At 50.7% G+C, this 26,369-nt stretch carries 20 protein-coding genes; all 20 read right to left on the bottom strand.

Going from position 1 to position 26,369, the window contains the following annotated elements:
- Nucleotides 1-53 precede the first annotated feature (53 nt).
- Nucleotides 54-2,321, bottom strand: coding sequence for a helix-turn-helix domain-containing protein (locus J2X61_RS15940; protein ID WP_310189044.1), 2,268 nt, complete (start codon nucleotides 2,319-2,321; stop codon nucleotides 54-56).
- A 356-nt stretch (nucleotides 2,322-2,677) separates the two neighbouring features.
- Nucleotides 2,678-3,721: a glycoside hydrolase family 88/105 protein gene (locus tag J2X61_RS15935; protein WP_310189041.1), complete on the bottom strand. Its 1,044-nt coding sequence runs from the start codon at nucleotides 3,719-3,721 to the stop codon at nucleotides 2,678-2,680.
- 77 nt (nucleotides 3,722-3,798) lie between these two features.
- The gene (locus J2X61_RS15930; protein ID WP_310189037.1) at nucleotides 3,799-5,304 is read right to left on the bottom strand and encodes an extracellular solute-binding protein; all 1,506 of its coding nucleotides are present in this window, start codon (nucleotides 5,302-5,304) and stop codon (nucleotides 3,799-3,801) included.
- A 37-nt stretch (nucleotides 5,305-5,341) separates the two neighbouring features.
- Nucleotides 5,342-6,223 carry a carbohydrate ABC transporter permease gene (locus J2X61_RS15925; protein ID WP_274467697.1) on the bottom strand — a complete coding sequence of 294 codons (882 nt, stop codon included), beginning with the start codon at nucleotides 6,221-6,223 and terminating at the stop codon, nucleotides 5,342-5,344.
- A 25-nt stretch (nucleotides 6,224-6,248) separates the two neighbouring features.
- On the bottom strand, nucleotides 6,249-7,202 hold the full coding sequence (locus tag J2X61_RS15920; RefSeq protein WP_274467696.1) for an ABC transporter permease: 954 nt from the start codon (nucleotides 7,200-7,202) through the stop codon (nucleotides 6,249-6,251).
- Nucleotides 7,203-7,455: 253 nt separating this feature from the next.
- Nucleotides 7,456-10,068, bottom strand: a complete 2,613-nt coding sequence (locus tag J2X61_RS15915) for a discoidin domain-containing protein (protein ID WP_274467695.1) — start codon at nucleotides 10,066-10,068, stop codon at nucleotides 7,456-7,458.
- A gap of 19 nt (nucleotides 10,069-10,087) precedes the next feature.
- Entirely contained in the window at nucleotides 10,088-11,563 is a 1,476-nt protein-coding gene (locus J2X61_RS15910) for a glycosyl hydrolase (protein ID WP_310189034.1), read from the bottom strand.
- Nucleotides 11,564-11,724: 161 nt separating this feature from the next.
- On the bottom strand, nucleotides 11,725-13,095 hold the full coding sequence (locus J2X61_RS15905) for a sugar phosphate nucleotidyltransferase (protein WP_274467693.1): 1,371 nt from the start codon (nucleotides 13,093-13,095) through the stop codon (nucleotides 11,725-11,727).
- A 44-nt stretch (nucleotides 13,096-13,139) separates the two neighbouring features.
- Nucleotides 13,140-14,471: a UDP-glucose dehydrogenase family protein gene (locus J2X61_RS15900; protein WP_274467692.1), complete on the bottom strand. Its 1,332-nt coding sequence runs from the start codon at nucleotides 14,469-14,471 to the stop codon at nucleotides 13,140-13,142.
- 4 nt (nucleotides 14,472-14,475) lie between these two features.
- Nucleotides 14,476-15,576 (bottom strand): glycosyltransferase, encoded by a 1,101-nt coding sequence (locus J2X61_RS15895; protein ID WP_274467691.1) that lies wholly within the window; start codon nucleotides 15,574-15,576, stop codon nucleotides 14,476-14,478.
- A 30-nt stretch (nucleotides 15,577-15,606) separates the two neighbouring features.
- The gene (locus J2X61_RS15890) at nucleotides 15,607-16,752 is read right to left on the bottom strand and encodes a glycosyltransferase (protein ID WP_310189030.1); all 1,146 of its coding nucleotides are present in this window, start codon (nucleotides 16,750-16,752) and stop codon (nucleotides 15,607-15,609) included.
- Nucleotides 16,721-17,983 carry a glycosyltransferase family 4 protein gene (locus J2X61_RS15885; protein WP_310189029.1) on the bottom strand — a complete coding sequence of 421 codons (1,263 nt, stop codon included), beginning with the start codon at nucleotides 17,981-17,983 and terminating at the stop codon, nucleotides 16,721-16,723. Before J2X61_RS15885 ends, J2X61_RS15890 begins: the two co-directional genes overlap by 32 nt.
- Entirely contained in the window at nucleotides 17,967-18,803 is an 837-nt protein-coding gene (locus J2X61_RS15880) for a glycosyltransferase family 2 protein (protein ID WP_274467688.1), read from the bottom strand. The genes J2X61_RS15885 and J2X61_RS15880 overlap by 17 nt, the downstream gene beginning before the upstream one ends.
- A 27-nt stretch (nucleotides 18,804-18,830) precedes the next feature.
- Nucleotides 18,831-20,198, bottom strand: a complete 1,368-nt coding sequence (locus tag J2X61_RS15875) for a lipopolysaccharide biosynthesis protein (protein WP_274467687.1) — start codon at nucleotides 20,196-20,198, stop codon at nucleotides 18,831-18,833.
- Complete coding sequence (locus tag J2X61_RS15870) at nucleotides 20,140-21,594, bottom strand: O-antigen ligase family protein (protein WP_274467686.1); 1,455 nt, start codon at nucleotides 21,592-21,594, stop codon at nucleotides 20,140-20,142. The genes J2X61_RS15875 and J2X61_RS15870 overlap by 59 nt, the downstream gene beginning before the upstream one ends.
- Nucleotides 21,595-21,643: 49 nt before the next feature.
- The gene (locus J2X61_RS15865; RefSeq protein ID WP_274467685.1) at nucleotides 21,644-22,429 is read right to left on the bottom strand and encodes a WecB/TagA/CpsF family glycosyltransferase; all 786 of its coding nucleotides are present in this window, start codon (nucleotides 22,427-22,429) and stop codon (nucleotides 21,644-21,646) included.
- Nucleotides 22,429-23,769, bottom strand: coding sequence for an O-antigen ligase family protein (locus tag J2X61_RS15860; protein ID WP_274467684.1), 1,341 nt, complete (start codon nucleotides 23,767-23,769; stop codon nucleotides 22,429-22,431). The genes J2X61_RS15865 and J2X61_RS15860 overlap by 1 nt, the downstream gene beginning before the upstream one ends.
- A 5-nt stretch (nucleotides 23,770-23,774) precedes the next feature.
- Complete coding sequence (locus tag J2X61_RS15855) at nucleotides 23,775-24,710, bottom strand: glycosyltransferase (RefSeq protein ID WP_310189022.1); 936 nt, start codon at nucleotides 24,708-24,710, stop codon at nucleotides 23,775-23,777.
- Nucleotides 24,711-24,733: 23 nt separating this feature from the next.
- The gene (locus J2X61_RS15850; RefSeq protein ID WP_310189019.1) at nucleotides 24,734-25,438 is read right to left on the bottom strand and encodes a sugar transferase; all 705 of its coding nucleotides are present in this window, start codon (nucleotides 25,436-25,438) and stop codon (nucleotides 24,734-24,736) included.
- Nucleotides 25,407-26,345 (bottom strand): UTP--glucose-1-phosphate uridylyltransferase GalU, encoded by a 939-nt coding sequence (gene galU, locus J2X61_RS15845; protein WP_274467681.1) that lies wholly within the window; start codon nucleotides 26,343-26,345, stop codon nucleotides 25,407-25,409. Before galU ends, J2X61_RS15850 begins: the two co-directional genes overlap by 32 nt.
- Nucleotides 26,346-26,369: the final 24 nt, after the last annotated feature.

The following is a 26,369-nucleotide window of genomic DNA, read 5'->3' as shown; positions in this document are numbered from 1 at the left end:
AACGCCGCAATGCCGCCTCATCATGAACCGACGATGAGGCGGCATTGTGCTGTCTATCCCTCTTCACGGTATTGTCCCGGCGTCATGCCGACCGTCTTGCGGAAGGAACGAATAAAGTTGGCGGAGTTGTTATACTGCAGGCGCTCGGCGATCTCTACGATTTTCAGATCGGTCTCCTTCAGCCATTTCTTCGACATCTCGATCCGGTACTGTGTTAAGTAATCGCCGAAATTAATACCCGTCTCCTGACGGAAAACACGGCTGACATAATGAGGATGATAATTGATGCGGGAAGCGCAATTCTCGAGCGTCAGCTCGGAATCGAACTCCCGCCGGATCATATCGATGACCGCTTCCGAAATATGCTTGAATTGCGACTCGCGGCGGCTCCCCAACTCCCGGATGTAGGGCTGTACGAACATCGAACAGAACCACTGCTCCATCTCTTCCACATCCCGCAGCTTGGATAAGGATTGAATCAAGGAGGCTTCATCCTCGGCAATCCGCTCCAGCGGAATGGACAATTCTTGTCCGAATTTGAGAAGGTCGACCAACAGCCGCATCAAGGACAGCTGATAGTCCCGGTGCTGCGTATGCGGCTGGAACAGCTCTCCGATGAAATGCTTCAGAGCCAGCTCCGCCTGCGTAAGGTCCCCTGAGCGAATCGCGTCCAACAAGGCTTGTTCCGCTTCCTGCGGGAACATGTACATGTTGCTCTTCTGCGGCTGCACATCTTCAATAAACAGGATCGACTCCTGACCCAATCCGACTCTGTATTGTAAGGAGGTCATCGCTTCATGTACCGCCTGCCGGGTACTCGCCAGCGAGCTAAAGGAACTGCTGATGCCAACGCTCACCTTGATCTCCAAATATTGAAAAACAGCTTTCTGAATCTCATCGGATAAGTTGAAAATCAGCTCCTTGAAGTCCGCTCCCTCATGGGTGGAGCCGATCAAGGTCACTTGGCAGTCCGACAGGACAATCGGCACCAGCCTCTGATCTTCCAGCACCAGCTCGCCGACGATATTGCTAATCGCGAACATGAGCAAATCCCGATTCGCTTCTTCGTACCTCGTATCTTTCAACGTGTCGATCTGAATGGCAACTACGCACATGACCGGCCACAGCTTCTCTACACCATACAGGCTCAGCTTTTCTTCGAAATCCGCCGGACGGATCGTCCCGCTGAACAATTTATGCATGAAAAATTCCTTGAGCTGCACCTGCTGGCCTTTGAGTTCATTCATAATGAGAGATTGATTCTTGATCAAATAGTCGACCCGCTCCCCGATCACCTGAAGCTCCCCGGTCGGCTTCTTCTCATCAACCGTGGAAGGTATGCCGGCAAGCGCCGTATATAAAGTCTGAATCGGACTGTACATTCTCTTGGACCCGAACCATGCAAGGAAGAGCGTCACGAGCAGAATAACGATACAGACAAGCAGTGTGATCCAGCCGATCCATTTATTTTGCGCGTTCACCTGCTCGGTTGAGGCTACGGAGACGTAGCTCCACCCATTATAAGGTGAATTCCGGTAGGTAACCGTTACGGCTTCTCCGTCCAGCTCCGCCGCATATTGCCCGACAGCTTGCTGCGCCTCGAGAAGCGGCTTCAGATAGGGCTGATCCGCCATGCTCGTCCCCAATTGTCCCCGGTCGCGATGATCGATAATGTGGAAATCTCTATCCATGATGAACGTGCTGCCGAGCTTATCGTTCTGGAAGGCCTCCGGCTCCATCATTACATCGGATGACAGCCTCACACAGATAATCCCGGTCGGCTGAGTGGAATTAAAGGGATACTTTTTCACGAAATAAATGGATTCATAAGAGCTTGGCTCATCGCCCGATCTGCTCGCCCAGAAGGATCCTCCCGGCTTGCGGGAAAAGGCTTCCAATTGCGGACCGAAGTCCGGGGAGGCGTATTCATTAACCCCTTTGCTGGTCACAATCCATTTCTTGTTCAGACTGTACAAATAAACTTCCTTGATGCCGAGCTCATAGGTTTGAATCAGGGAAATGCCTTCATACAGCTCATGCACCATTTCGAAATCGCGATTGGAAATCTCTTTCTCGAAAGCGCCGGTGACGACAGGTGACTGCAGCAGCTGCGTTGCCGAATTATCGATCGTCTTCAGCGTCTGCTCGACGCGCATTTGCATCTGCTGCAACAGCTGCTTATTGCTTTCGTTCACTTTCTCCTGCACGGTGCGGGAGGAATTATAATAAGCAAAGGTGCCCAGCACAATCACAGGGATGGTTCCGATCACGATGGATAATAACATAAGCTTCAATAAATAAGACGAAGACCGAAATCGCATAATGCCTCCAAGATGTAGTTCCTTCACAGTACTTAGAGTTTACATGAAAACTCTGGATTTAGCCATGCGGCCGAAGACTGTGCTTCCTATCATACAGGGACAGTACGATTACCGTCGATAGTCCCTGCATGTTCAGATGCATTCAGTACCTGCTCACCCTCAGCAAATCCCTTACTTCCCGCGCTCTGCCGCGTACAGTCATTAGTTGCACTCACTGTCACTGGTTGCTGTTAAGGCGTTATTAGGCGTATTGAATAGCAAAAAAAAGAATAGCAAAAGCCCTCCGCAAGGGCGGCAGATATGCATTCTTCATCTGCGTTCCTTATGGAGAGCTCGTCAGCCCCATCTACCAGCGATTAGCAGCCGTTGCCGAACGAATTTCTCTGCGAATTCAGCAGCGAGGCAAGGAAGGCCAGCGTCAGTCCCTGTCCCCAGCCCTGAATGCGTTTATCCGGCACTTGCCTGTAGCCTTCCGCGTCCACCATGACCGCCGTCCCGGCCGACACGCCGGTTACTGTGCCGTCTGCAGCAATGCGCGCCACAATGCCGTCGATCGATTTCTGCGTGTACTTATGGTACAGACGGCCGCGCGATAATATGGCGGCGGCGATGCCCGCCGATCCCGACGTTTCCAGCGGAGAGCCCGGATCGTCGACGATCGTATGCCACAGCCCCGATTCATCCTGCAGGCGGACGAGCGCACTCAGTTGGTCACGAAGCGAACCGTCGATGATCATGAAGGACGGATGCGTAACGGGGACCAGATCGAGCGCCCTGGCCATCGTGAGCGCCGCCCAGGAATTGCCGCGCGCCCAATGGATCGCGGACAGATTGTTTTTCACGATGTTATCCCATCCGTGATAATACAAATTCGACACCGGGTCCTGCAGGAACTTCTCATGTCCGTGATACTGCCTGAGCCCGTCTTCGACGTAATCCGGACGGTTAAGCAAGGTTCCGATGCGGAGCAAGAAGTAGCCGGCCATAAACATCGTGTCCACCCAAGCCTGCTCGGGGAAATTGTAGGTTTCCGAATTGACGGTATGCTGGAAAATGCCTTCGTCGAAACGGACGGCCTCATGTGTCAAAAATTCCGCCATTTCCTTCGCCGTATCCAAATATTTGGGATCCTGCGTCACTTCGTACAGGGTGAGCAGCGAATGGCCGATGGATACCGCATTGACGGATAGCTTCGGCAGCTTGTCTTCGAGATTCTCGTCCACCCAAGCTTGCAGCCCGCTCAGGTACTGCTCCTTGCCTGTAGCCCCATAAGCTTCACAAACGCCATAGAAGGCAACTCCGCCAGGCCAATCCCAGCTAAAATCCATCTTATACGTCCGTTCTACGACCCGGTCGATCACCGACAGGATCCTCTCTTCGTCAAATACTAATTGAGGCATCTTCTTTAAATCCTTTCTCGTGTTATGAAGAACGAGAGAAGGACGCCCAGCGTGCCTTCCCTCATCCTGCTGCCGCCTTACTTCGCTACTTTGGCGTATTCCGCATTCATTTCCTCAATCACCTTGCTGCCGCCGCTTTGCAGCCATTTATCAACGGTCTGCTTCCACTCGTTCTCCCCGATCGCGCCCATGATGAACTTTACCGTCGCATCCGCGATGATTTTCGAAAGCTCCTTGCCCTTCTCAATCTCCGTATTGGAGATGAACGGCGCGGCGGGGTTCGCCAGCGCGATTGTTGCATTGTCCTGGAACAGCTTCGTGCTAAGCTTCTCCAACTCGTTGCCATAGTTGACCACTTGATCCTGCATAATCATGAACTGATTGCCGTCCAGAATTTCCGATTTGAGCTTCGCATCCTGCGTTTGTTTGTAGCTGCCGTTCTCAACCGTGTACTGCTTTCCTTCAATGCCGTACTTCATCAGATTTTGAATATCCTTATCGGATACTTTATCGAAATACGCGAGAATTTGCTTGAGCTCCGCTTCCGTCTTCACACTCGTTTTCGGAATGACGTACATGCCCAGGTAACCGGCGCCCGCGCGAGTTTTCTCGCCATTCGGACCGGAGATACGGTTGATGAGATTAATTTTGGCATTCGGGTCGACCTTCTTCACGTTATCTTCAATCACTTTGCCATCCAGCATATTATCGATCCATAGGCCCGCTTGCCCTTTATTCATCACAGCCCGGCCGTCCTGAACGAGTGCGAAGTCCTGGTTAATAAGTTTCTCATCATATAATTTCTTGTAGAACTTCATTGTCTCTAAATAAGCTGCCGTCATATGTGCCGGTACAAGCTTGCCGTTCTGTACCTCCCACTCGTTCGGACCGCCCATATAGACGAGAATATCTTTGAATCCGGCGATATTGTTCCCCTGCATCCCTACGGCAAGTCCAATCGTATCCTGTTTGCCGTTCTTATCCGGATCTCCTGTTGCAAAAGCCTTCAGAACGTTGTACAGCTCATCTACGTTTTTCGGAGCCTGCAAGCCCAAGGTCGTCAACCAATCCTGACGAATCATCAAGCCGAATCGGGCCAGATCCCGCTCACGGTACACGCCATAAACTTTGCCGTCGATCGATACGTTCTTCAGGACGATGTCCGACATCTTGCTCAGGTTCGGATAGCTTTTGAGATACGGTCCAACCTCCCAGAACATGCCGCTGCGGGCTGCGTTAACGATATTGGAAGCCTTCGGCTCCAGCGCTACGAACGTTTTCGGCAGCTCGCCGGAGGCGACGGTCGCGCTTAATTTATCGGAATAAGAGGAGGAAGGCACCCACGACACCGTAAGCTTCGTGTTCGTCTTCTCCTCGATCGCTTTAAGCACCGAGCTGTCCGCAGGCATCTGCTCCGGATTATATGTCGGCAGCATCATGGTTAGCTGCAGCGGCCCTTGATTGGCGCCGGCGGCGCCTTGGGAAGCGGCTTGATCCTTCCCGCCGCAAGCGGTCATCATGAGCGCCACGGTCGTTAGCAAAGCTCCGGCTTTCACCATTGTCTTCTGATGTCTTCTGTTCATTTCGTATATCCTCCCTTGTTCTCTATACAATTATATCTCAACCCTTCACGGAGCCAAGCAGAACCCCTTTGGCAAAATGCTTTTGCAAAAACGGGTATACAAGCAGGATCGGCAGAGTAGAAACCACAATGACAGCCATCTTCACGGACTGCTCCGGCGGAGCGACATAATCCGCATCCATCGCGGTGGAATCCCCGATTCCGCCCGATGCCAGAATCACAATCTGGCGCAAAAGCACTTGAATCGGCCATTTGGTATTGTCATTGATATACAGCACCGCGTTGAAGAACGTATTCCAATGCCCTACCGCATAAAAGAGCGAAAACGTAGCGATCGCGGGCATGGATAGCGGCAGCACGATGCGGAAAAAGATGCCTAAGTCGTTGCAGCCGTCGATCTTGGCGGATTCCTCCAAGCCGTCCGGCAGCTGTTGGAAAAAGTTGCGCATAATAATCAAGTTAAAGGCGCTGATCGCCCCCGGTATAAGCAAGGACCAATAGGAGTTGATCATACCTAACTGCTTCACCACAAGGAATGTAGGAATCATTCCGCCGCCGAACAGCATCGTGAAGACGACCATCATCAGGATCGGCTTGCGGAAATCCATATCTTTCCGAGCTAACGGATAGGCCATCAAGCAGGTAAAGAAGATGTTAATCAGCGTTCCGACGACCGTGATATAAATCGTCACGAATAGGCTTCGGGCCAGCGTCTGGGTGGAGAAAATATACTTGTACGCATCCAGCGTGAACTCCGTCGGGAATAAGATGAACCCGCGCGTCAGCAGCTCTTTCTGTGTAGCGAACGAGCCGGCAACGATATAAATGAATGGGATTACGGTCAGCAAACCGAACGCGATCAACAGCACGATGTTCACGCCATCGAAGATTCGGCTGCCCCAGCTTGGCTTGAGCGGCATAGCGGTTCAACGCTCCTTTTCTAATCTAGTAAATACCATCTTCGCCGAATTTCTTGGCCAAATAATTGGAGACAACGACGAGAATCAAACCGACGATCGACTTGAACAACCCGATGGCCGTACTGAAACTGTACTGTCCCTGGCTGATTCCTACGGAATAAACATACGTGTCGAACACTTCCCCGACCTCGCGGTTCATGGCATTCAGCATCAGGAAGATCTGCTCGAACCCGGTATCGAGGAAATGGCCCAGCCGCAGAATAAGCAAAATCACAATCGTGCTGCGAATAGCCGGTAAAGTAATATGCCACAGCTGGCGGAATCGATTCGCTCCATCCATGCGCGCCGCTTCATACAGCTGCGTGTCGACGCCAGCGAGCGCGGCTAGGAATATAATCGTGCCCCAGCCGGTTTCTTTCCAGATCACCTCGGCCGTAATGACCGTCCGGAACCATTCGTTGCTTACCAGAAAATTAATTTTATCTCCGCCGTACCGCACCAGCATTTCGTTCACGATACCGCCTTCCGTCGTCAGGAAGATGTAAGCGACCCCTACCACAACAACCCAGGACATGAAGTGAGGTATGTACACCAAGGTTTGAACGGTCCGCTTCACGAATTCATGCCTTAACTCGTTGAGCATGAGTGCAATCACGATCGGCAGCGGGAAGAAAAATAAAATATTGTACGTGGCCAAGATCAGCGTATTGCGAAACAGCAGGAGAAAGTTCGAATCGCTAAACAGACGCTCGAAATGTTTCAATCCTACGAACGGGCTATCCCAGAAGCCGAGAAACGGCTGATAGTCTTTGAAGGCAATGAAGATTCCGTACATCGGCCAGTACTTGAAAATGAGAAAGTACAAGAGGCCGGGGAGGACCATGAAATAAAGCCATCGGTTGCGCACGAGTCTGCCCATCATTGTCGACGACCTCGCAGCCGTTGACGCAGCGACTTGTGCTTTTATACTTGTTTGCATGCTGCTTCCTTCCTTTCAGCGTAGGGCTGTGAAACTGTAGCTCCACTATACGGGAGGGCTTTGTTTGCCGTCGATAGTCCCTACTTGTTCAGATCGTCCGGAGCAAGCGTTTGCGGTGCCGGTTAGGGCGCGCAGTCATGAGTTGCGCTCGTTGTCATTGCTTGCTGCATAACACAAATAACGGGGAGATGCAGCAGGTTCTGCATCTCCCCGTTATTCAAAGACCTCTTCTCATGTGTTCCCATCCTGCCATTCATGTGCCATATATCTGCAAATCATGAATGGACCAATAATTTCCCGCTTTCTTCGACTGAACGATCTTGATGTATCTCGCAGCCTGCGGACTGAAACGGATGTCCAAATAGCTGGAGCCAGTTCCGGACGCTACGGATGGAGACCAATGGTCTCCATCCATAGACAGATATACATCATAAAACCTCGGATAATCGTTAGGCGAACCTTCGGTCCTGAGCAAGATCCGGTTGATTGTCGAAGCGCTTTTCATATCTACTTGATAATACTGTCCGGGAGCTTGCGCTGTTCCTGTATCCCAGCGAGTATAAATATTGCCGTCTATCGCCCCCTGCGGCTTACCGGAAGAGCTGGCAACCTCCCACGCCGTCCGGTCTAATGCAACGCTATCCATAGCCGTTGCAGCTGCCGGTTGTGACATTTGCTCCGTCCCTGAGATTCGAACCTGATATACGTAGTTATTTCCTGCCGACGTATCCTTATCTACATACTCGGTACCCGGCACCTGTTCGGCTATCACCTTATAACCTTCCTCACCCGAGCCCGGTTTACGCAGAATATCGTGTTGATATCCCTCTTCGGACTCTTCCCAGCTCAACGCTATCGCATGATTCCTTACGGGCTTAGCATCAATCCATGCCGGCGCGGCGGGCTTCACCTGATCGGCTCGGGTCAGAATATATTGGACGGCTTCCCCCGGTCCTAACGTCTCTTTCAACTCCAGCTCAGGCGCTGCTTGTAAGCCGCTGACATAACTTCGAGCCGCATCATAGGTTTCCCCAGAACCGAACCTCTCGCCTATGTACGCTGCGGCATCCGGCATCGTTACTTTGACCTGGATGGTCTGAGCCGTCGATTCGAAATTGACGAAATTGAGCAAGATCTTATCCGACTTCCCTCCCGATCCCGGAAGCGCAGGCAAGGTCGACGTGTCTACGCTGCGGATATATACCAGCTTATCCATTAACTCCGTCTTATTGGTGATTTCGTAAACGAGCGGTTTCCCATGCGTTGCATAGGCCAGATTCAAGCGCCGCATCACCCCGACACGCGAATCGTCCTCTTGAGAATTCCTGTAAATTCTCATCTGTGCGGGATTTTGCGTATTCAAATCGACGCCTGGATCAAACAACGCATACTGCGGGTAGAACGCCGCATGCTGCATGAACATATCGGCATATCCGATATGAGCTCTCATAATGCGGTCAAAGACGGCTGAATGCGGCTCAGCCGCGCCATACGCCTCGGGATCTTCATGGCTGTCCGAGGTGCCGTACTCCGTATTCAACATCGGCTTCGGCAAACCGTCCTCGGAGCCGCCGAAAGTCCGCAGATTCTCTACAAAGCTGCCATCTTTATTGTTAACATAAGAGGTCCCATAAGCATGCCCGTTCGTCAAATCCGTTATCTCTTCCAGCTCCAGCCGCTGGTTCGGATCCCCTTCCCATCCGTCAGGATCTCCGCAGCTCGGACTGCTTATCGAGGTTTGATTCCTGCATGCCCTCATGCTGTATACAGGCGCGTACGCCCAACCCGGGGCGACGGTTTTCACATGCGGCGCCAATTCAGGCAGGTTGGCTTTGAGCCACTCGGCAATAGCCAGGTTCACGCTTTTCGAGCGGTTGAATAAGCCTGGTTCGTTATCGATCTCATAATATTGGAACATGGAGCCGTACTGCGTCACATAGTCCTGCAATTTGTTCTGTGCATCCGCCGGCAAGGTTCCGTCCGCTTGCAGCTTCACATTTCCGGTATGCAAATGAAGGGCAACCGCTTGTGTGTTATATTCTCGCAGCGTTTCGTAATAAGACTTTATGGAGGAACATCCCGCTTTGACATCCGTTGCACAATCCACTCTCATGACATTGCCGCTATACGCAATGCCCAGCCATTTCAATACATAGGGAAGATGCTTGACGGCTCCTTGGTCGTAATAAAAGGACAAATTGCTCACTTTCGTGCCGGATTCCACGTATCGCCCATGAATGGGCTCTTCGGCCGGCGCCGCGAGCGCATCCAGCGAAAGATAATCCCATTTCCACCATAGAAATTTATTCTCGTCGGAACTGCAGTACAGGCAGCCTGTCGCCGACAGCTTTAATTCATTCATCCCCAGCTGAAGCTGCTCTTTGGGAATATAGAGTTCATATAACTTCTTATAGGAATAGGAGCTAGTCGTCCCTCCGACTCCTGCAATCTGGATAATCCCGGAAAGCATGCGATTGGAAAATACCGCCATCTGCGGAACGGACTTATGCGCATCCATGATCTTCACACGGAAATGCACCCCGTATTTTGGGATTTCCGATAAGGTATATTGAATCGTCAATTCAGGATTCAACGACTTATTAAGTCCTTGCGGTACCGAGCCCCACACCTCCGGCTGACTGGTGCCGGTAACTTCCGTGTAGCGTCTCTGTGCTCCGCTTTCTTGGCCAAACTCGGAATAGGAATCGTTCGGTTCGCCTAACATCCAGATCTCATCGCCAAGCTGATTGGATTGTGCCATCACCTTTACCACCTCTGATCTTGCCGACGCGCCATTGTTATTCGAAGCCGAGATCAAGAGCAGCAAGATCAGCAAAGCCGATGGCATAATCACATATCTCATCATGTTAGACACCTCTCAACCCTCATGGTAGTAATAAGACATTCGCTGGAATTATTTCTTTGGCTTGGGAAGGGCTCTTCCACATCAGTTTGACAGCAGCACCGTTCAGATTATCGTAATACTCGACTTTCAAGTCAACAGGTACACCTGCGGTAAGTTCAATCGTTCCGGTTCGTTCCACCCAGCTCTGATTAAACCAACTGTCGATAACCAGCTTGCCGTTCACCCAGACACGAATCCCATCGTCGCTAACGGACGAGATTTGATAGGTTTCGGTATAAGCGGGTACGAGCTTCCCCGTCCATCTCACGGAGAACGTATCTGCTTGCAAAGATGGCAAAGCGGCTGACTTAGACCAATTGAAATTTATTTGGGTATCCGTCTTCGTCTCCTTCAGCCCGGTCAAATCCTTGTTATCAAAATATTCGCCCCGCAATCCGTTTCTTCTAACCGGCGTTACTGGCGCCGGCGATATCGGCAATACCGGTTGTATCTGCGGCTGTTTGATAGGCCCGGTCCGGAAAAATTCCCTGCTAAGAATATTCGAATTCGAGTAGAACGACTTGATTTCCTCTTTATGGTTATTTTCACTCAGCATCTTGCCCCAGGTCATGAAATAGGCCCATCGGGGCTGATTCTTCAATACGTCCGCACTTGGCAGCTCACCGTTCTCGCCGATCGCCACGGGTTTGCCGCCTGCCAATCGCACGATTTGCTGATAATAATCCGGATGGTAATCATTATTATAAATATCGACCGCCAGTACATCCACTTTATTGGCCCCCGGATATGTGGCCTCATAAGGGTCGGCATGCGCATTGGGCGCATTGGGACTCCACACCCAGAGCAGATTATCCAGCTTATGCACACGCACGAATCGGTCGTACATGATATTCCAGAGCGCCGAGAAGTTGTCCTTCTGGCCCCACCAGAACCAATTCCCATTCATCTCATGATAGGGCCGCCATAGCACGGGAACTCCCGCATCCTTCAGTTTCGCCAAATAAGCCGCCGTTTCATCCAAATCGGCAAGCAGTTTCGTATATTGGGGAGTGCCCGGGGTTACGTACTTGTCGAAATCCGCTTGGCTCATCTCCTTCTGCACATTCGACCAACATAGGCATGTACCGGGAATATTTTGATGATACGATAGCGTGACCAGCCCGCCGGCCTGATGCCAGGCGATGGCGCTGTTCACAACCTTTTGTCTTAACGCCGCCAGTTGACCGGCGGATTGATTCATAATCCCGCCGAATTCATAGCCATGAAGTCCGGGATATTTCCCTGTCCAATCCTTCACACGGTTCGTCATTTCATCCGGACTTTCCAGGTAATCGTGCTGCCCGCTAATCGTGCTTATGCCCGAGATGGCATATAATTGATGCAGCACTTCCCTAGCTTCAACCGACGCTTGCGGGTTGACCGGAGCAGCCGACGCCGTAGCTTGCGGTTGAAATAGTAAAGAGAGCACGAACAATAAGGAAACCACCTTCTTCATTACACCCGCCTCTGCCACAATAGAATTCACCATCTTCTTGAATAAATAAAATATAAAATATATATCGGCACAAACCTTACATACAGCTATGCCTTCAAACAAGGAATCGCCTTCCATTCCCCAATTCGAACAGAAGGCGGTTCTTTGTTTCAAAACAAAACTTAAATAAATTGGTGAAGGGAGATGTCCTTCCAGTCCATACATATGCGAACGATATCCTCTTCGACCAGATCGGAACCGCTTTGAACCTCGATAAATTCAACATCCGTGATGGCCCGTATACTATGTCTGGTTCCTTCCGGAATCCGCACAACATCGCCAGGCTTCACCTGATATAGCTTATCGTTAATGATAATATCCGCAACGCCGCTCACGATAGTCCATACTTCACTACGTTTATAATGCAGCTGATAACTGATATTTTTACCGGCGTGAACAAGAATTCGTTTCGTCAGCACCTCATTGTCCTCAGCGTATTTGACGTAGTCGATGACGCGATATCGTCCCCATCTGCGCTCCTCGTACATCGGCCGGTGTTCGATGGTTTTCATCACTTCCTTGATGCGGGGGCTCTCCGACTTGTTCGTCACTAGAATGCCATCCGGACTCACGGCAACGACGGCGTCATGGATGCCGATCACGGTGACAGGGATGTCGAGCTCATTGATCAGATGAGTATTCTCGCAATCTGTCGTTACGATGCCTGTTCCGATTTGGGAACGTCCCATTTCCTCCGTGAGGGTATTCCAAGTTCCCAAATCCTTCCAAAAACCGTCGTAGGGTACCACGACGATGCTGGCTTCCTTCTCGACGACTTCGTAGTCAAAGCTAATTTTCGTTAATTTATGATAGTTTCGAATCATTTCCTCATATTGAATAGGGATTCCTTTATCCATCATGACTTCAATGAGATAGCCGAGACGGAATGCGAAGACGCCGCAATTCCACAGCGCTTTCTGATCGATGAGGACAGCCGCCTGTTCACGGTTCGGCTTCTCGAAGAAATATTGGACGGCGTGCGCCTCGGTCCCTTCCAGACGTTCCTCCGATGGAACGATGTAGCCGTATTTCTCAGACGGAACCGTCGGCACGACCCCCATTAACGCTAAATTGGCTTCCGTTTCGTGCAGCACCTCTTCCAATTGTTTAATTTTCTGAAAGAAAGCTTCATCGACGTACGGATCTACGGGCAGTACCGTGATCACGGTGCTGAGCGGCAGACTCTCCACATCATACATATAGGCGGCTGCGAGGGCGATGGCCGGAAACGTATCTCTCCGCTCTGGCTCGATAATCAGCGGAGCTTCTCCGCCGAGTTGGCTTACAATCATTTCAACCTGGGAGCGGTTCGTCGCCAAGTACGCATCCTCGCCAAGACCTGTATGCTTCAGTTGTCTCCATACACGTTGAACCATGGACTCGTCTCTGCCTTGCTCATCCTCAAGCACCTTCAAGAATTGCTTGGATCTGGCATCGTTGGACAAAGGCCACAGCCGTTTCCCCGACCCGCCGGAAAGAAGAATCAATTTCATGTATACCACGCTCCATTCGGTTTATTGGTAATGATGCAAGCCGGTTATCTGACGAGAGCTTTGGGCTTGGATACGCCAACCAAGTCCGGCCGTCCGACGGAATAATATTTGAGCCCGGTTCCTTGAATCTGCTCTTGGCTGTACACATTGCGGCCATCGATAAGAATCGGCTGTTCCATGATGAAAATGAGCTGTGACAACGGGGCAGCTTTGAATTCCTCCCAATCCGTCAGCAAGCAAAGCGCATCGGCGCCGCCAGCGGCTTCCATGGCAGTCTCGCACCATTGAATCGCCGGATGATCGATGCGCTCTCTGAACTTATCCATGGCGATGGGATCGTACAGCTTCAGCCTTGCTCCTGCCCGGATCAGCGTTTCAACGATCTCAATCGAAGGCGCATAACGAATATCGTCCGTGTTCGGCTTGAAGGATAATCCCCAAATGCCTACCGTTTTGCCGCTAAGCGGTCCCAGAGACGCTTCCAGCTTGGCAATCACTTTGTACCGCTGCGATTTATTCACTTCCACGACGGACTTGAGCAATTGAAACTCATAATCGACGTTGCCGGCAATTTGAATCAAGGCGTCGGTGTCTTTGGGGAAGCAAGACCCTCCATAGCCGATACCGGCATTCAGGAAGGAAGAGCCGATTCGCTTGTCTTGCCCCATCCCTTTGGCAACCTCCGTCACATCGGCGCCCACTTTCTCGCAAATATTAGAGATTTCATTAATGAACGAAATTTTAGTAGCCAAGAAAGCGTTCGATGCGTACTTGATCATCTCTGCGCTCCGGATGCTTGTGACAAAAATTTGCTCGGTGAACGCACGGTGCAGCTCCGTGAGAGGTTCGGCCAGACTCGGATTATCAAGCCCGATGACGATTCGGTCCGGATGCAGCGTATCTTCAATGGCTGAACCTTCCCGCAGAAACTCCGGAATGGATACGACGTCATAAGCATGCTGCGTATTCATGGCAATTATCGATTGAATATGCTCGTTCGTACCTACGGGAACCGTGCTTTTCGTGGCAATGATTTTATAACCGTTCATCGCTCGGCCAATCTCCGCAGCCGCCTGCTCGATATAAGACAAATCCGCCTCGCCATTAGGCAATGAAGGGGTACCTACGGCAATAATCACGAGCTGCGACTTGCCGATCGCGTCAGCCAAATCCGTCGTAAAGGCCAGCCGGCCGGCATGCAGATTTTTCTCCATGAGCGGCTCGATGCCGGGTTCATAGATCGGGGAAATCAAATTTTGCAGTTTTTCGATTTTCCGCATATCCTGGTCCACACAGATCACGTTATTGCCCGTTTCCGCGAAGCACACCCCGGAGACCAATCCCACATAACCCGTTCCGATCACTGCAATATCCATACAATCATTGCCCCTCTCTGAATTGTTGATACGCTTTTGTCATGTAATTTTTCAATTTATCCATAAATGTTTTCTCATCGAATTTCTGCGCGTGCTGAACGATTTGCTTCACGTTCCAAGCATGATCCTCCACTTCCTCAATGGCGAGCAGCAGATCCTCCACCTCCTGGCGCTTGAAGAACACGCCGTTCACATGAGGCACGATCGTATCCAGCGCGCCACCCGCCTGATACGCAACGACAGGTCTTCCCGCCGCATTCGCCTCCAGGGGCGTAATGCCGAAGTCCTCTTCGCCCGGGAAAATTAACGCCCGGCACTGCGCCATCATCTCGGTCACTGTACCGTCATCCAATCTTCCGAGGAATCGAACATTCCCTTTGGCCATCGCCTTCAGTCTGACCAGATCGGGACCCTCGCCCACGATGTACAAGGGCAGCCCGTTTCGATTAAACGCTTCTACGGCCAGATCGATTCGTTTGTAGGAGACCAGTCTGGAGACGATCAAATAATAGTCGTCAATGACCGGTGAGCTGTGAAAGCGGCTCGTATTGATCGGCGGAAAAATAACATCGGCATCGCGATGATAATAATTGCGAATCCGTTTCTTCACGACGGAGGAATTGGCAATAAACTGATTCACATTCGCAGACGTCTTTTGATCCCATTGCTTGAGCTGATTGATATATATCTTCAAAAGGCCCTTCATCACGTTGGATTTGGATTGCCGTTCCATATAAGTGTCATAATCCCAAGCAAAGCGCATCGGCGTATGGCAGTAACAGAGATGAAACGTATGCTTCGGCACCTGTATACTTTTCATGAAGGCGCTGCTTGAGCTAAGCACAATGTCAAACTCCCGGAAGTCGAAATCCTTGATCGCAAGCGGGTATAACGGAAGCATGCCTTTGAAATGGCTCTTTCCTCCGGGCATTTTCTGCAGCCAGGAAGCCCGTATATCCGCATCCCGCAGCTCATCGAGCAGACGATTGTTGCTTACCATGGTCGTATAAATGGGTGCACTCGGATACATTTGGTGAAAGACCTCGACAACTCTTTCGGCTCCGCCCATTTGAACCAAATAATCATGCGCAATTGCTATTTTCATTTGATCCATCCTTTACTCACTATGGGATCATCACGAGTTCGCAATGAAGCCTGCATAGTAATGAGTGATTTGGGTAACCGTTCGTTCGATGACAAAATGCTGCTCCACGCGCTTGAGGCCATTCTCGCTCATTTTGCGCCGCTCTTCAGGATGCTCCAGCAGATAGCGAATGGCATCCGTCAGGACGACCGGGTCACCCGGCTGAATGAGAAGCCCTGTTTCACCATGTACGACGGTCTCGGTCGGACCGCCTTCATTGGAAGCAATGACCGGCAAACCGGCTGCCATGCCCTCCACAATCACTTGGCCGAAAGGCTCCGGCGTGATCGAGGTATGCACCAGCAGGTCCGCTTTCTGCATCAAGCCTTGCACATCGTCCACATGGCCCAGTAAGGTGACATTAGTCAACTGATTGTCTGCAATTTGCTGCAGCAGGCGTTTCTTATAAGCATCCTCGCCAAATAAGGCGTCCCCGGCCAACCAGAAGTGAACCTGCTCGTCAGGAAGAAACGATTTGGCCGCTTCGAGCAGAATATGTTGGCCTTTCCACTCCGCAAGCCTGCCCACAAGTAAAACGACATAGGGCTTACGCCATGCCTTCTCCGCTTTCGGTACCGCCTTGATCTTTGAATTCGCGAAAGCCGAGTAGACGACTAGGGTTTTCTTGGATTTCGGCAAGTTCAAAGCATTCAAAGTAGAGTTGGAATTGGCGATGACCCCATTCGGCAGCAAGCGGGACATCCAGCGAATCGCCTGCGCAACGATCGGCTTCAGATAGGGAACTCCAATATGATCCCGAATATGCCAGATGAGCGGAATACCTGCCCATTTGGCGGCTACCGCTCCATAGAAAGCGGATTTCAAAGAATTCGTATGTACACAGGCAACCTTCTCGGCTTTGAGTAATTTGGCTACCTTTCTCCCGTAGCTCAGGAGCTCCATAGCACCCGATATCGCTTGGACATTCACCGCATTCCGATTGCGGTTGCGCACCTTATCGCTAAGAGGGATAACGCGAACATCGATTCCTTTGGCTCTTAACCGATCGACCAGCGCTCCCTCTTCGGCTACAATCACGATCGGATCCACGGCTTCGCCAAAATTCGTTATGAGATTATATAGCGCGACTTCCCCCCCGCTCCATCTAGCGGTATGATCCAGATAAGCTACCCTCATCTTGTTCCCGTCCTCCTTTCCTCATCGCTTCAACCGATTGTTTCCCGCCACTCGCATGCGGATGAAGGTCGATAACCGAATGAAACACTTCGTTCACCTGCTGAGATACGCGCTCCCACGTATAATGCTCCAGCACATGGCTTCTGCACTGCTCGCTCCCCGGCCACCGTTCAGGATGCTTTAAGATCCGAAGCAATCCGGAGGCGATGTCTCCGCTGTCTTTGCCTGCGAACAGCATATCGGGCCGGAATTTCTCAAGAATCTCACGATTCCCGCCGATCGGAGTAGCCATGACCGGAACGCCGGCCGCCATCGCCTCAACGGTAATTAAACCGAAGCCTTCCAAGGCTTGAGAAGGGACGACGAACAGATCCGCAGCTTGATAATACTCGGCAAGCTCATTGTCGGGGACGTAGCCCAGCAAACGGACGCTTGACTGCAGCCCATACTCAGCTATCCGGCTCTCCAGCTCCTCCCGCAGCGGACCTTTGCCGCCGATGAACAGCACGGCATCGGGCATTGCGCTGGCAACCTCACGCCAAGCTTCCAGCAATTGAATGAGCCCCATCCGGTTGACCAGCCTCCGCAAGGTGAGCACCATCGTCTTCCCTTCAGGCAGCTGCAATTTCTCTCTGATTGACGAACGATCCGCAGCCGGTTTGAACCGTGAGACATTCGCTCCTCCGGGGATAATATGGATCTTGGACAGCGGGACGCCGTACTGGCGATGAAGAATATCACGGAACGTTTCGCTTAATACGATGAAGGCGTCCGCCAACCGGTAGGCTTTCATCTCCCAACTTTTGGCAACCATTGTTTTGAAGCGATGCTTAAGCCCCTTCCCTTCAAGCCTTATTTCCTCGCTCCAGGGACCATGGAAGGTCATGACAACCGGAATATTGCGCGCCTTCGCCTCCTTCGCCACACCTATGCTGTAAGGAGCAAAGTGTGCATATACGACGTCAACGCGCTGCTGATCCATCCATTCTGCCGCATACATGCGGAACGCATCGCGCCTTGTGCTTAATTTCCAATCGGGACTGGCGACGTTAGTGACGCGCAGGGGTCCGACCACTTCCGGCTTGCTTGATACGCATACCAGAGCTTCAAGCTCATGACGGTTGGCCAAGCTCTCGCAGATATGCTTGAAATACGTATTTAAACCGCCGGGCTGAGCGGACGGCCAGCCCATTCCGGTGCACAGAATCCGCAAATTATTGTAGGGTTGCATAAGCTTTTCCCTCCTTGATCGGCCCGTCTTGGGACTGCTTGACACGTTTGCGGGCAAGTCCAAGCTCGTATTGTTTCATGCATATGAGGAATTCGTACACACCCCAGAAGAAAGCTACTGCAAATCCGGGAACCCCTTTCTTATACAGGCCATGAACGATATATTTCTGCACGAATCGTAAGGGAGGACGAACGAGCATCCGCAGCAAGCTGAATCTTTTGCCCATGGCTACCGAGCCTTCCGCTTCCAGGTCGGTATATTTATTAAAGCGCTGAAGATGATCGTGGATGCTGCGGAAACCGTAATGCCAGAGTACGCCCGGCACGAATATGATATCTTCGCCCGCCACATCCGGCGTTTCGTGTACCAAGCTATCCCTATATTGAATCTGCGTACGATTATACAGTCGGACAAGCTTCTCGCCTTTCCCCATCCAGCGTCCGAGGAAGTCTCCGATCCGCAGAACCGAGTACGCTTTGGACGGATCGGCCAATTCCCTCTTCAGCTTCTGAATCGAGGCCGACAGCTGTTCGCTCACCACCTCGTCCGTATCAATGACGAAGATCCAGTCATAGGCGGCGCGATCGCTGCCGTATATACGCTGCTTGGCATAACCCGGCCAAGCGTTCACATACACTTTGCAGCCTAATTGCTTGGAAACCCGGACGGTTCCGTCCTTGCTCCCGCCGTCGACGACAACGATTTCGTCTGCAAAAGGCTTGCAGGAGGCGATCGCATTAGCTATTCTCGATTCATCGTCTTGCGCAATGATGACTACAGAAATTCGATTCACTCCCACAGCGTCACGATAGTGACTCATTTCGTTCGCCCCTCCCCCAATGTCCAATTACTTGGTTTTATACGCTGATATTGCTGATAGTAACCAACGAACATCCTCTTTATTCAGCCATAATCTTGGAAGTCTCGTTTTCAAAGTGAATTTAACGTTAATTAGAATAAAGATGAATCGCAGTATACCCGATGACAAAATGGCCATTCCCGCTCCGGCTAATCCGAACTTCGGAATCAGTACCGTTAACAAAGGGATGACGATGAGCAGCCCTAAGCCTTGCAGGATCGTAACAATCTTCGGCTTACCCAAGGCCATGAACGATTGAGCTAAGACCATGGTTCCGCCGGAGATGGACACTTCGAGCAGAAGCATGCGAAACACGCTGATAGCTTCTTTGAAATCAGGTCCATACAAGAGCGGCATGACGAAGGGAGCAACCAGCATAATCATCAGGGAGCAAAACAAAGCTACACAGGTGCTGATCCTATAGACACGGAACGTCATTTCAACCACTTGTTCTTTGGGCAATCCCGAAGCTTTCGGGAACAGCACGACGATAATCGATGTCGAGAAAATGTTCACCACACGCGACAAGCTCACCGCTACCGCATACAGCCCAAGTTCCGCCGGATTCAACAGGCCGATAATAACAATCTGATCGATGTAATAGGAGACATTGCCCATCAGATCGTTGCCGTAGGAACCAATCCCATATTTGATCAACGTCTGAAAGGAGTGAAAAACATCCTTAATCACCCATTCGTACTGTTTAAGCAAACGGACAGTCGTCCATATGTAAAAGGGAACCGCCGGAGCGAGATAAGCGACTGCTGACATGTAAGGCGTCATGGTCTTGGTAACAATTAGCAGGACAAGGCCGATGAGCGTACTTAGCGGAATAAGGAACCGCAGACGATTGAAAAGTTTATACTCGCCTCTTACCTGCATCATCGCATTATTAATCTGCGACAAGACGATCAGAGGTACGATCACCATGGACCATTGCGAGAAAAGTATGACGTTGTCCGAATATGAACGGAGCCAATAAGGCAGAACCAATATTCCTAAGCACATCGCCAGCAAGCCTGCTGACAGCCCCATGAGTACAGCGGTCGAATACAGCTTGGCGGAATCCTTCATGTTCTTTTTCACGTTGTAAATAATGGCGGAAGGCAAGCCGAAGGTGAAACTAAAAGCCAGGAATTGTGACCACAACACCATAGCCGCCTGCTCCCCCCGGCCGGACGGTCCAAGAAATCGTGCCGTAAGTATGCCCGTAAGCATATTGATCAATAAGATAAGCACACTGATAAACATCGTTTTGACGGAAGATGACAAATGACTTTTGCTCGAAAAGAAAGCCTTAATGAAGCCGAACAGTGGCTTTATGCGAACCAATTTCAAGTTGACTGGCTGCTGCATCTGGCATATGCCTCCTCTCTTGAACGACCGTTCGATGCGCCATGATGCCGATGCCTACGATCATCCACAGCAGAAAGCCTTTCAAGCCCGTATACCCATTCTCAAATACAAGACAAACGATACTTCCTTGCAAAGCGGAAAGTCCCAGCTTGCCGTAAGCGGTAATCCCACCCGGCTGATTCTTCTGAGCCAACAAATAACGGGTGACAAGCCATAACGCCCACAGGAAGACAAAGCCTCCTAGAATGCCAAACGTTAGAAAGATGGCAACAAATCCATTATCGAAAATCCCATATTCCCCTAATGCACCATCGTTGCTGAGCTTGGTTCCGACACCGATACTGCCCAGCCCTAATCCTTGCGGCGTAGAGAACATCATCGGGAATACCGTATGGAAGAAATCAAGTCTTTCATTATACGAGTGGTCTTCCTGGATCGCGGTCATCGTATCCAACCGGGCTATGAGCCCCTCAGCCCCAGGCAGCTTAGGAATAATGATATACATGGCGGCAATAACGGCCGTTAATTGAGCGATCAGCTTCCACTTCTGTTTGCCTGCCGACACGGCCGTATAAATCGCAATATCGATGAAAAGCATGACCCAAGCTGACCGGACTAACGTGATCAGCAGCCCGACCGTAACCAAGATGACGCCAATCCAGCCGAGCGGTCCCCGCCACTTTTTCTCCAGAATCATTGGCGCCAGCGCCGTACCCATATACATTCCCGCAGGTCCAGGGGAATTCAGCGTTGAGAACACCCTGATTTCTAAGGGAAAGGGACGCCCGATCGAAGTCATTTCCACGTGATTCATCCAGAACGAGTCCCAAGGGGGGACGACGATGTACTGAATAATGCCGTACACAGCAACTAAAATGGCTGTGTTAGAGAAGGTTACAACAAGTCGGTCCAGCGATTTGTTATCGAAATTGGATAAGGCGGCATACGGGATTAACAGCAATGGAATCACATAGTTCGCCAAATCATAGAAGGTTCCGCTCCCGTTCTTGGTGATGCCGATTAAACTTCCATACAGCAGCACGACCGCCAAATAAATCAGCAGCTTATACATTTTGGATTCCATCTGGTGAAACTTGGACAGAATCGGAATGATAAGCACAGCGCTGGTTAACAGAGGTGCTATGCTCAACAGCGAGACAGAATGATACGTGCCTTCCGCCCAATCCTGAATTCTTCGGATCTCCGGACAAATAACCCAAACCAGCAGCATATACGGAATTAAGCGCCGTGAATCCATTAAAGCCAGTACGAATGCAGGAAATAGCAGCGCAGACAGGATTGCAATTTGCATGCTGAGATCAGGATTCAGGTTTGCCGCCGCATAACCGATGACGACGGAGACGACCAACGCCATCCCGGCGAACAGCATCGTCATCCGATTGCTTCCTGACAGGATCCAGGGAAGCCTATTTATTTTGCCGAAATCATCCACTATTGATTCCCGTCCCCTCCCGTTTCAGCTTGAACTGCTTGACAATCTCTTGCCATAGCAGGACCGCAAACATCGCATCTTGAACCAAGTAACGCTTCCAGAGCCTTCTAGGTTCTTGCGCCAGCCGCCAAAACCATTCGAAGCCTGTCTTCTGCATGATATGCGGAGCCCGCTTGACCGTACCCGAGATGAAATCGAACGTGGCGCCGACGCCGATCGATATCGGCACTTTATACTGCAAATAGTTTTGATAGATCCACTTTTCTTGCTTTGGCGCACCTACGCCGACGAACACGATATCCGGCTGCGTATCGATCAGCATTTGCACAATGTGTTCATTCTCCTCTTTTTTGTTCTCGAAGCCATAGGAAGGAGAATAGCAGCCGACGATATTCAGATTGGGAAATACGAGCTTCAGATTTTTGACAGCCTGCTCCGGGATGCCGACGGCTGAGCCTAAGAAGAAAAGCCTATATTGCCGATCGGCGAAAGCTTTGCCTAATTTGGCGAACAAATCGGAGCCGGATACCTTCTGTTTCAGCGGTTTACGCAGCATCCTCGAAGCCCAAATAATGGGCATGCCATCCGCCACAATCGCCCCCGCATCCGAATATACTTTCTGAAACTCGGCATCTTTTCTGAGCTTCACTAAATGATCGACATTGCAGGTTAAAATGTAAGAATGTTGATTCTGGCGAATGACCTCATCCATGTAGGCTAATAAGTCCAGAAAATCATAATTGTCAAAATGAACATCGAACATAGTCACTCTACTCATCAGATCACTTCTTCTTTTTTCGAATTTGTCGTCGACAGAATATATAAACAATTCAAATACCAGCAGAACGGAATGATGAATTGAACGGTGGACAACGTGTTATCCGACAAGGAGTACAGGAAGAACGCCAGGATGAAGGCTCCGTAATAAACCTTGATTCTCTGCGGTATAATGCGGTGAATCATTCGAAATAAAACGAGCAAAGACAGGAACAACAGGATACAACCGATATATCCGGAATCATAATAGAAGCGTATGTATTCGTTATGCGGGACCACGAAGCCGGCATACAAGCTCCCGTCATTCGCTACAGTAACCGCACCGAGCCCTCTGCCCGTGAGCGGGTAATCTTGCACTCCTTTTAAGAAATAACTCCATGCTTCCGTCCTTCCCGATAGGTCGATGCCTGTGCCCGTTTGGCGTTCGAATGAACGTTTGGTCATATTATCCCACTGCACATAGACGGCCCCGCCAATCAGTACCAAGGAACAGAGCAGCGGAATCAATAAGATAAGCTTGCCCTTGATATAGTCCCGGACCATATCGAAGAAATAGTAGGCGGCCATGGCCAGCATGGCGAGTATAGGTCCTCTGGTGCCCGTCGCGATGAGAATGGCGAAGTTCGCCGCAAGCGTACCGTAATAAAATTTGGCGGTCAGCGGATTACGCTTGGTTTCCATTAAAGCAATGGTAATGCCTAGAAAAGCCAGCATCGCCAAATGGGGGGCAATATTCGCCCCTTGCACCCGAATCGCTCCCGTGAACTCCACATTGAGAAACGGATACAGATGGGCCAACTGAAGAATAGCCCCGGTCGCCACACTGACAATCGGAAGCAGGCAGATGATACGGATGTGCTTTTGCGCCGTTGCTTCTTTCCATTTGATCATGAGAAAAAAGAAGGGAAGCGTAAGTCCGATGAATGCTTTCAACGTGATCGAAAGTGTCAGCCGTGGATGCCATTCCGAGAAAAAGAGCGTTAGGAACAGCATGCAGGCAATCGCCACAATCGGAGAGGCGAACTTCCATCGAAGCCCGTTCTGCAATAGGCCGGGAACCAGCAGTATGAGAATCCCAAGCTTGTAGAGCGAAAGGATCTCCAACCCGGGGACATTCGCTTCCACAATGTAATTCACAGATATGGCGGTTGAGAGCAGGACAAGATAACTCATCTTCTCCGGTTGGTAGACGGCATACAAACATAACACAAGCAAGCCTACTCCCAAGAAGCTGATGACAGGCTGATAGGCAGCTGCAATGCCCATCATCACTGCAAGCAGCACGTAGACCGCAGCGTAATACCACGGTTTCCGAAGCTGCAGGGAACGATCCGGCATCATGATTTTCACCCTGTCAATCGCACTTTCACACGATGACGCATCGTGGCTAGTGTCCCCTTAATACTTTGCATGCGGCATGCAAGCAGTAATTTACTTCCTTCCGTATGTGCTAATAAAGCACTTGCAGCGATATAGAGCATCCGGCAAGCAACGTTCCCGAGCAAGCTGAGCTGCCCCAACCAACCTTGACGTATGGAACCGTTCGTCACGCCTTGATAATAGTAACGCTGCAGGATCCATTCCTTCGTTAACCGGCTAGCGGGAATGAAGTGATCGACAACCATGGCGGGCTGATACAGAATCGTCTTCCTTTCCTTCTTCATCTGCTCGAAAAGCCATGATTCCTCACCGGACAACAGCAGCGTTCCCTTCCTTCCTAGGTCTGTCGGAAATATATAGGCCTCATGAAACGATTTGCGTACGGCCATGTTCGCACCGAAAGGATGTTTGTTTACCGGAAATTCATGTACAGCTTCTCCCCGATCTACAATCGTATAGGGAAGTTCTAACGCTTGAATCAACCACGGCGGCCTCCCGCCTTCGAACCTCGGACGAATGATGCCGCCGATGGCATGAACATCCTGCCTTTGATCGAAGGTGTCCACAATCGTGCGAATCCACTCCAGACAAGGAACCGCATCGTCATCGAGATAGGCGACAATATCGCCTTTAGCCTCCCGAATCCCCCTATTGCGCGCAGCCGATAAGCCTTGGGTCGGTTCAAAAATATAGCGAACGCGCATAACCCCGGCATGCCGCTCCACGAACGACATGGAGATATCGCTCGTATGATCGGTGGAATTGTTATCCACAATCAAAATCTCGGCCAAATCTCTTGCAGCCAAGGCAGGCAGCGCATCCAACGTGATCCGAAGCAAATCAGCGCGATTATAGGTACAGATGACAATCGATACCCTTGGTTCCGGCTGAATATGCACCATAGCGGTACTCCTTTCCTATTTGTCTAAAAGGCGTCTTTGGAGCCGAGAAGGACCGTAACGGTCTTCGTCATGATTTTCAAATCAAAAAGAATGCTCCGCTCGCGGATATAAGTCAAATCCAGCTCAACCATTTGCTCGAAGCTTAGGTTGCTTCGTCCGCTCACTTGCCATAATCCCGTACAGCCGGGCGTTACCGCCAAACGCTTCTTGTCATACGATGTGTACTCGCTAACTTCGCTTGGCAAAGCCGGTCTAGGTCCGACCAAGCTCATATCGCCGAGAAGCACATTCCACAATTGCGGCAGCTCGTCGATGCTCGTTTTGCGCAGCACTCTGCCGATCCGTGTTACGCGTGGATCGTTCTTCATTTTGAACATGGCGCCTTCGACTTCATTCTGGCTCATTAATTGCTGCTTCAGCTCTTCCGCGTTAGCTACCATCGAGCGAAATTTATACATGGGAAACAAGGTTTCATGCTTGCCGACCCGATTTTGTTTGAAGAAGACGGAGCCTTTAGGATCTTCCAACTTGATCATAATGGCCACTACCGCAAATAACGGCATCAAGCAGATTAGACCTATCAGAGAGAGGACAATATCCATTACGCGCTTCATGAAGGAATAGGCGGTTATCCGCTTCCGTTCCTGCAATCTCGTGGCGGCGGAAGAATAATAGCCAGATCTTGTTCCTACGTACTCATATTCCTCCGGCAGTTCGCGCAAGCTCATAATCTTCACCTCCCAAGTGCTTCAATACAGGTGCATATTGCTCCTTAATCAGCAGCGAAGCCATGGCTTCCAACACATCCAGCCGAAGATCTTTACTCTCTAATGCGAAAGCCATCGTTGTAAGAATATAGCCGAGCCGCTCACCGACATCGTAACGAACGCCATCAAATTGGTAGGCAAGGACACGCTCAATTTGGTTAAGCTTCTGAATCGCATCCGTCAGTTGAATCTCGCCGCCGGCGCCTTTCTCCTGGAGCTCCAGAAATTCAAAGATTTTGGGCGTGAACACATATCTCCCCATAATGGCAAGATTGGACGGGGCCGTACCTAATGCCGGCTTCTCGACAAAATCCTTCACTTGGTATAGGCGGTTATTCTGTTCGCCCGGATCGATGATACCGTAACGATTCGTAAGCTCCGGCAGCACTTTCTGCACACCGATAACTGAATTTTCTGATAATTCAAACTGTTGAATCAGCTGTTTCAAGCAAGGAACCTTCCCTGCGACAATATCGTCACCGAGCAGCACGGCGAACGGTTCATTCCCGATGAACCTTCTTGCGCACCAGACGGCATGCCCCAGTCCCTTGGGTTCTTTCTGACGAATATAATGGATTTCTACTTTGGCCGACCGCTGCACTTCTTTCAGGAGCTCCAGCTTCCCGGTTTCCAGCAGCTTGCTCTCAAGCTCGAAAGCATTGTCGAAGTGATCCTCGATCGCTCTCTTCCCTTTACCGGTCACTATAATAATATCTTCGATGCCGGACTCTATGGCTTCTTCCACGATGTATTGAATAGTCGGCTTGTTGATGATGGGGAGCATCTCTTTAGGCATCGCTTTCGTTGCAGGAAGAAATCTCGTTCCTAACCCCGCAGCCGGAATAATTGCTTTCTTCACCATTTTCATCCTTCTCATCCTCCTGGAAGTACG

The sequence above is a fragment of the Bacillus sp. 3255 genome (assembly GCF_031456485.1).
Taxonomy (GTDB): domain Bacteria; phylum Bacillota; class Bacilli; order Paenibacillales; family NBRC-103111; genus Paenibacillus_E.
The sequence above is the reverse complement of the archived record's forward strand: the minus strand, read 5'-3'. Positions and strand labels throughout refer to the sequence as shown.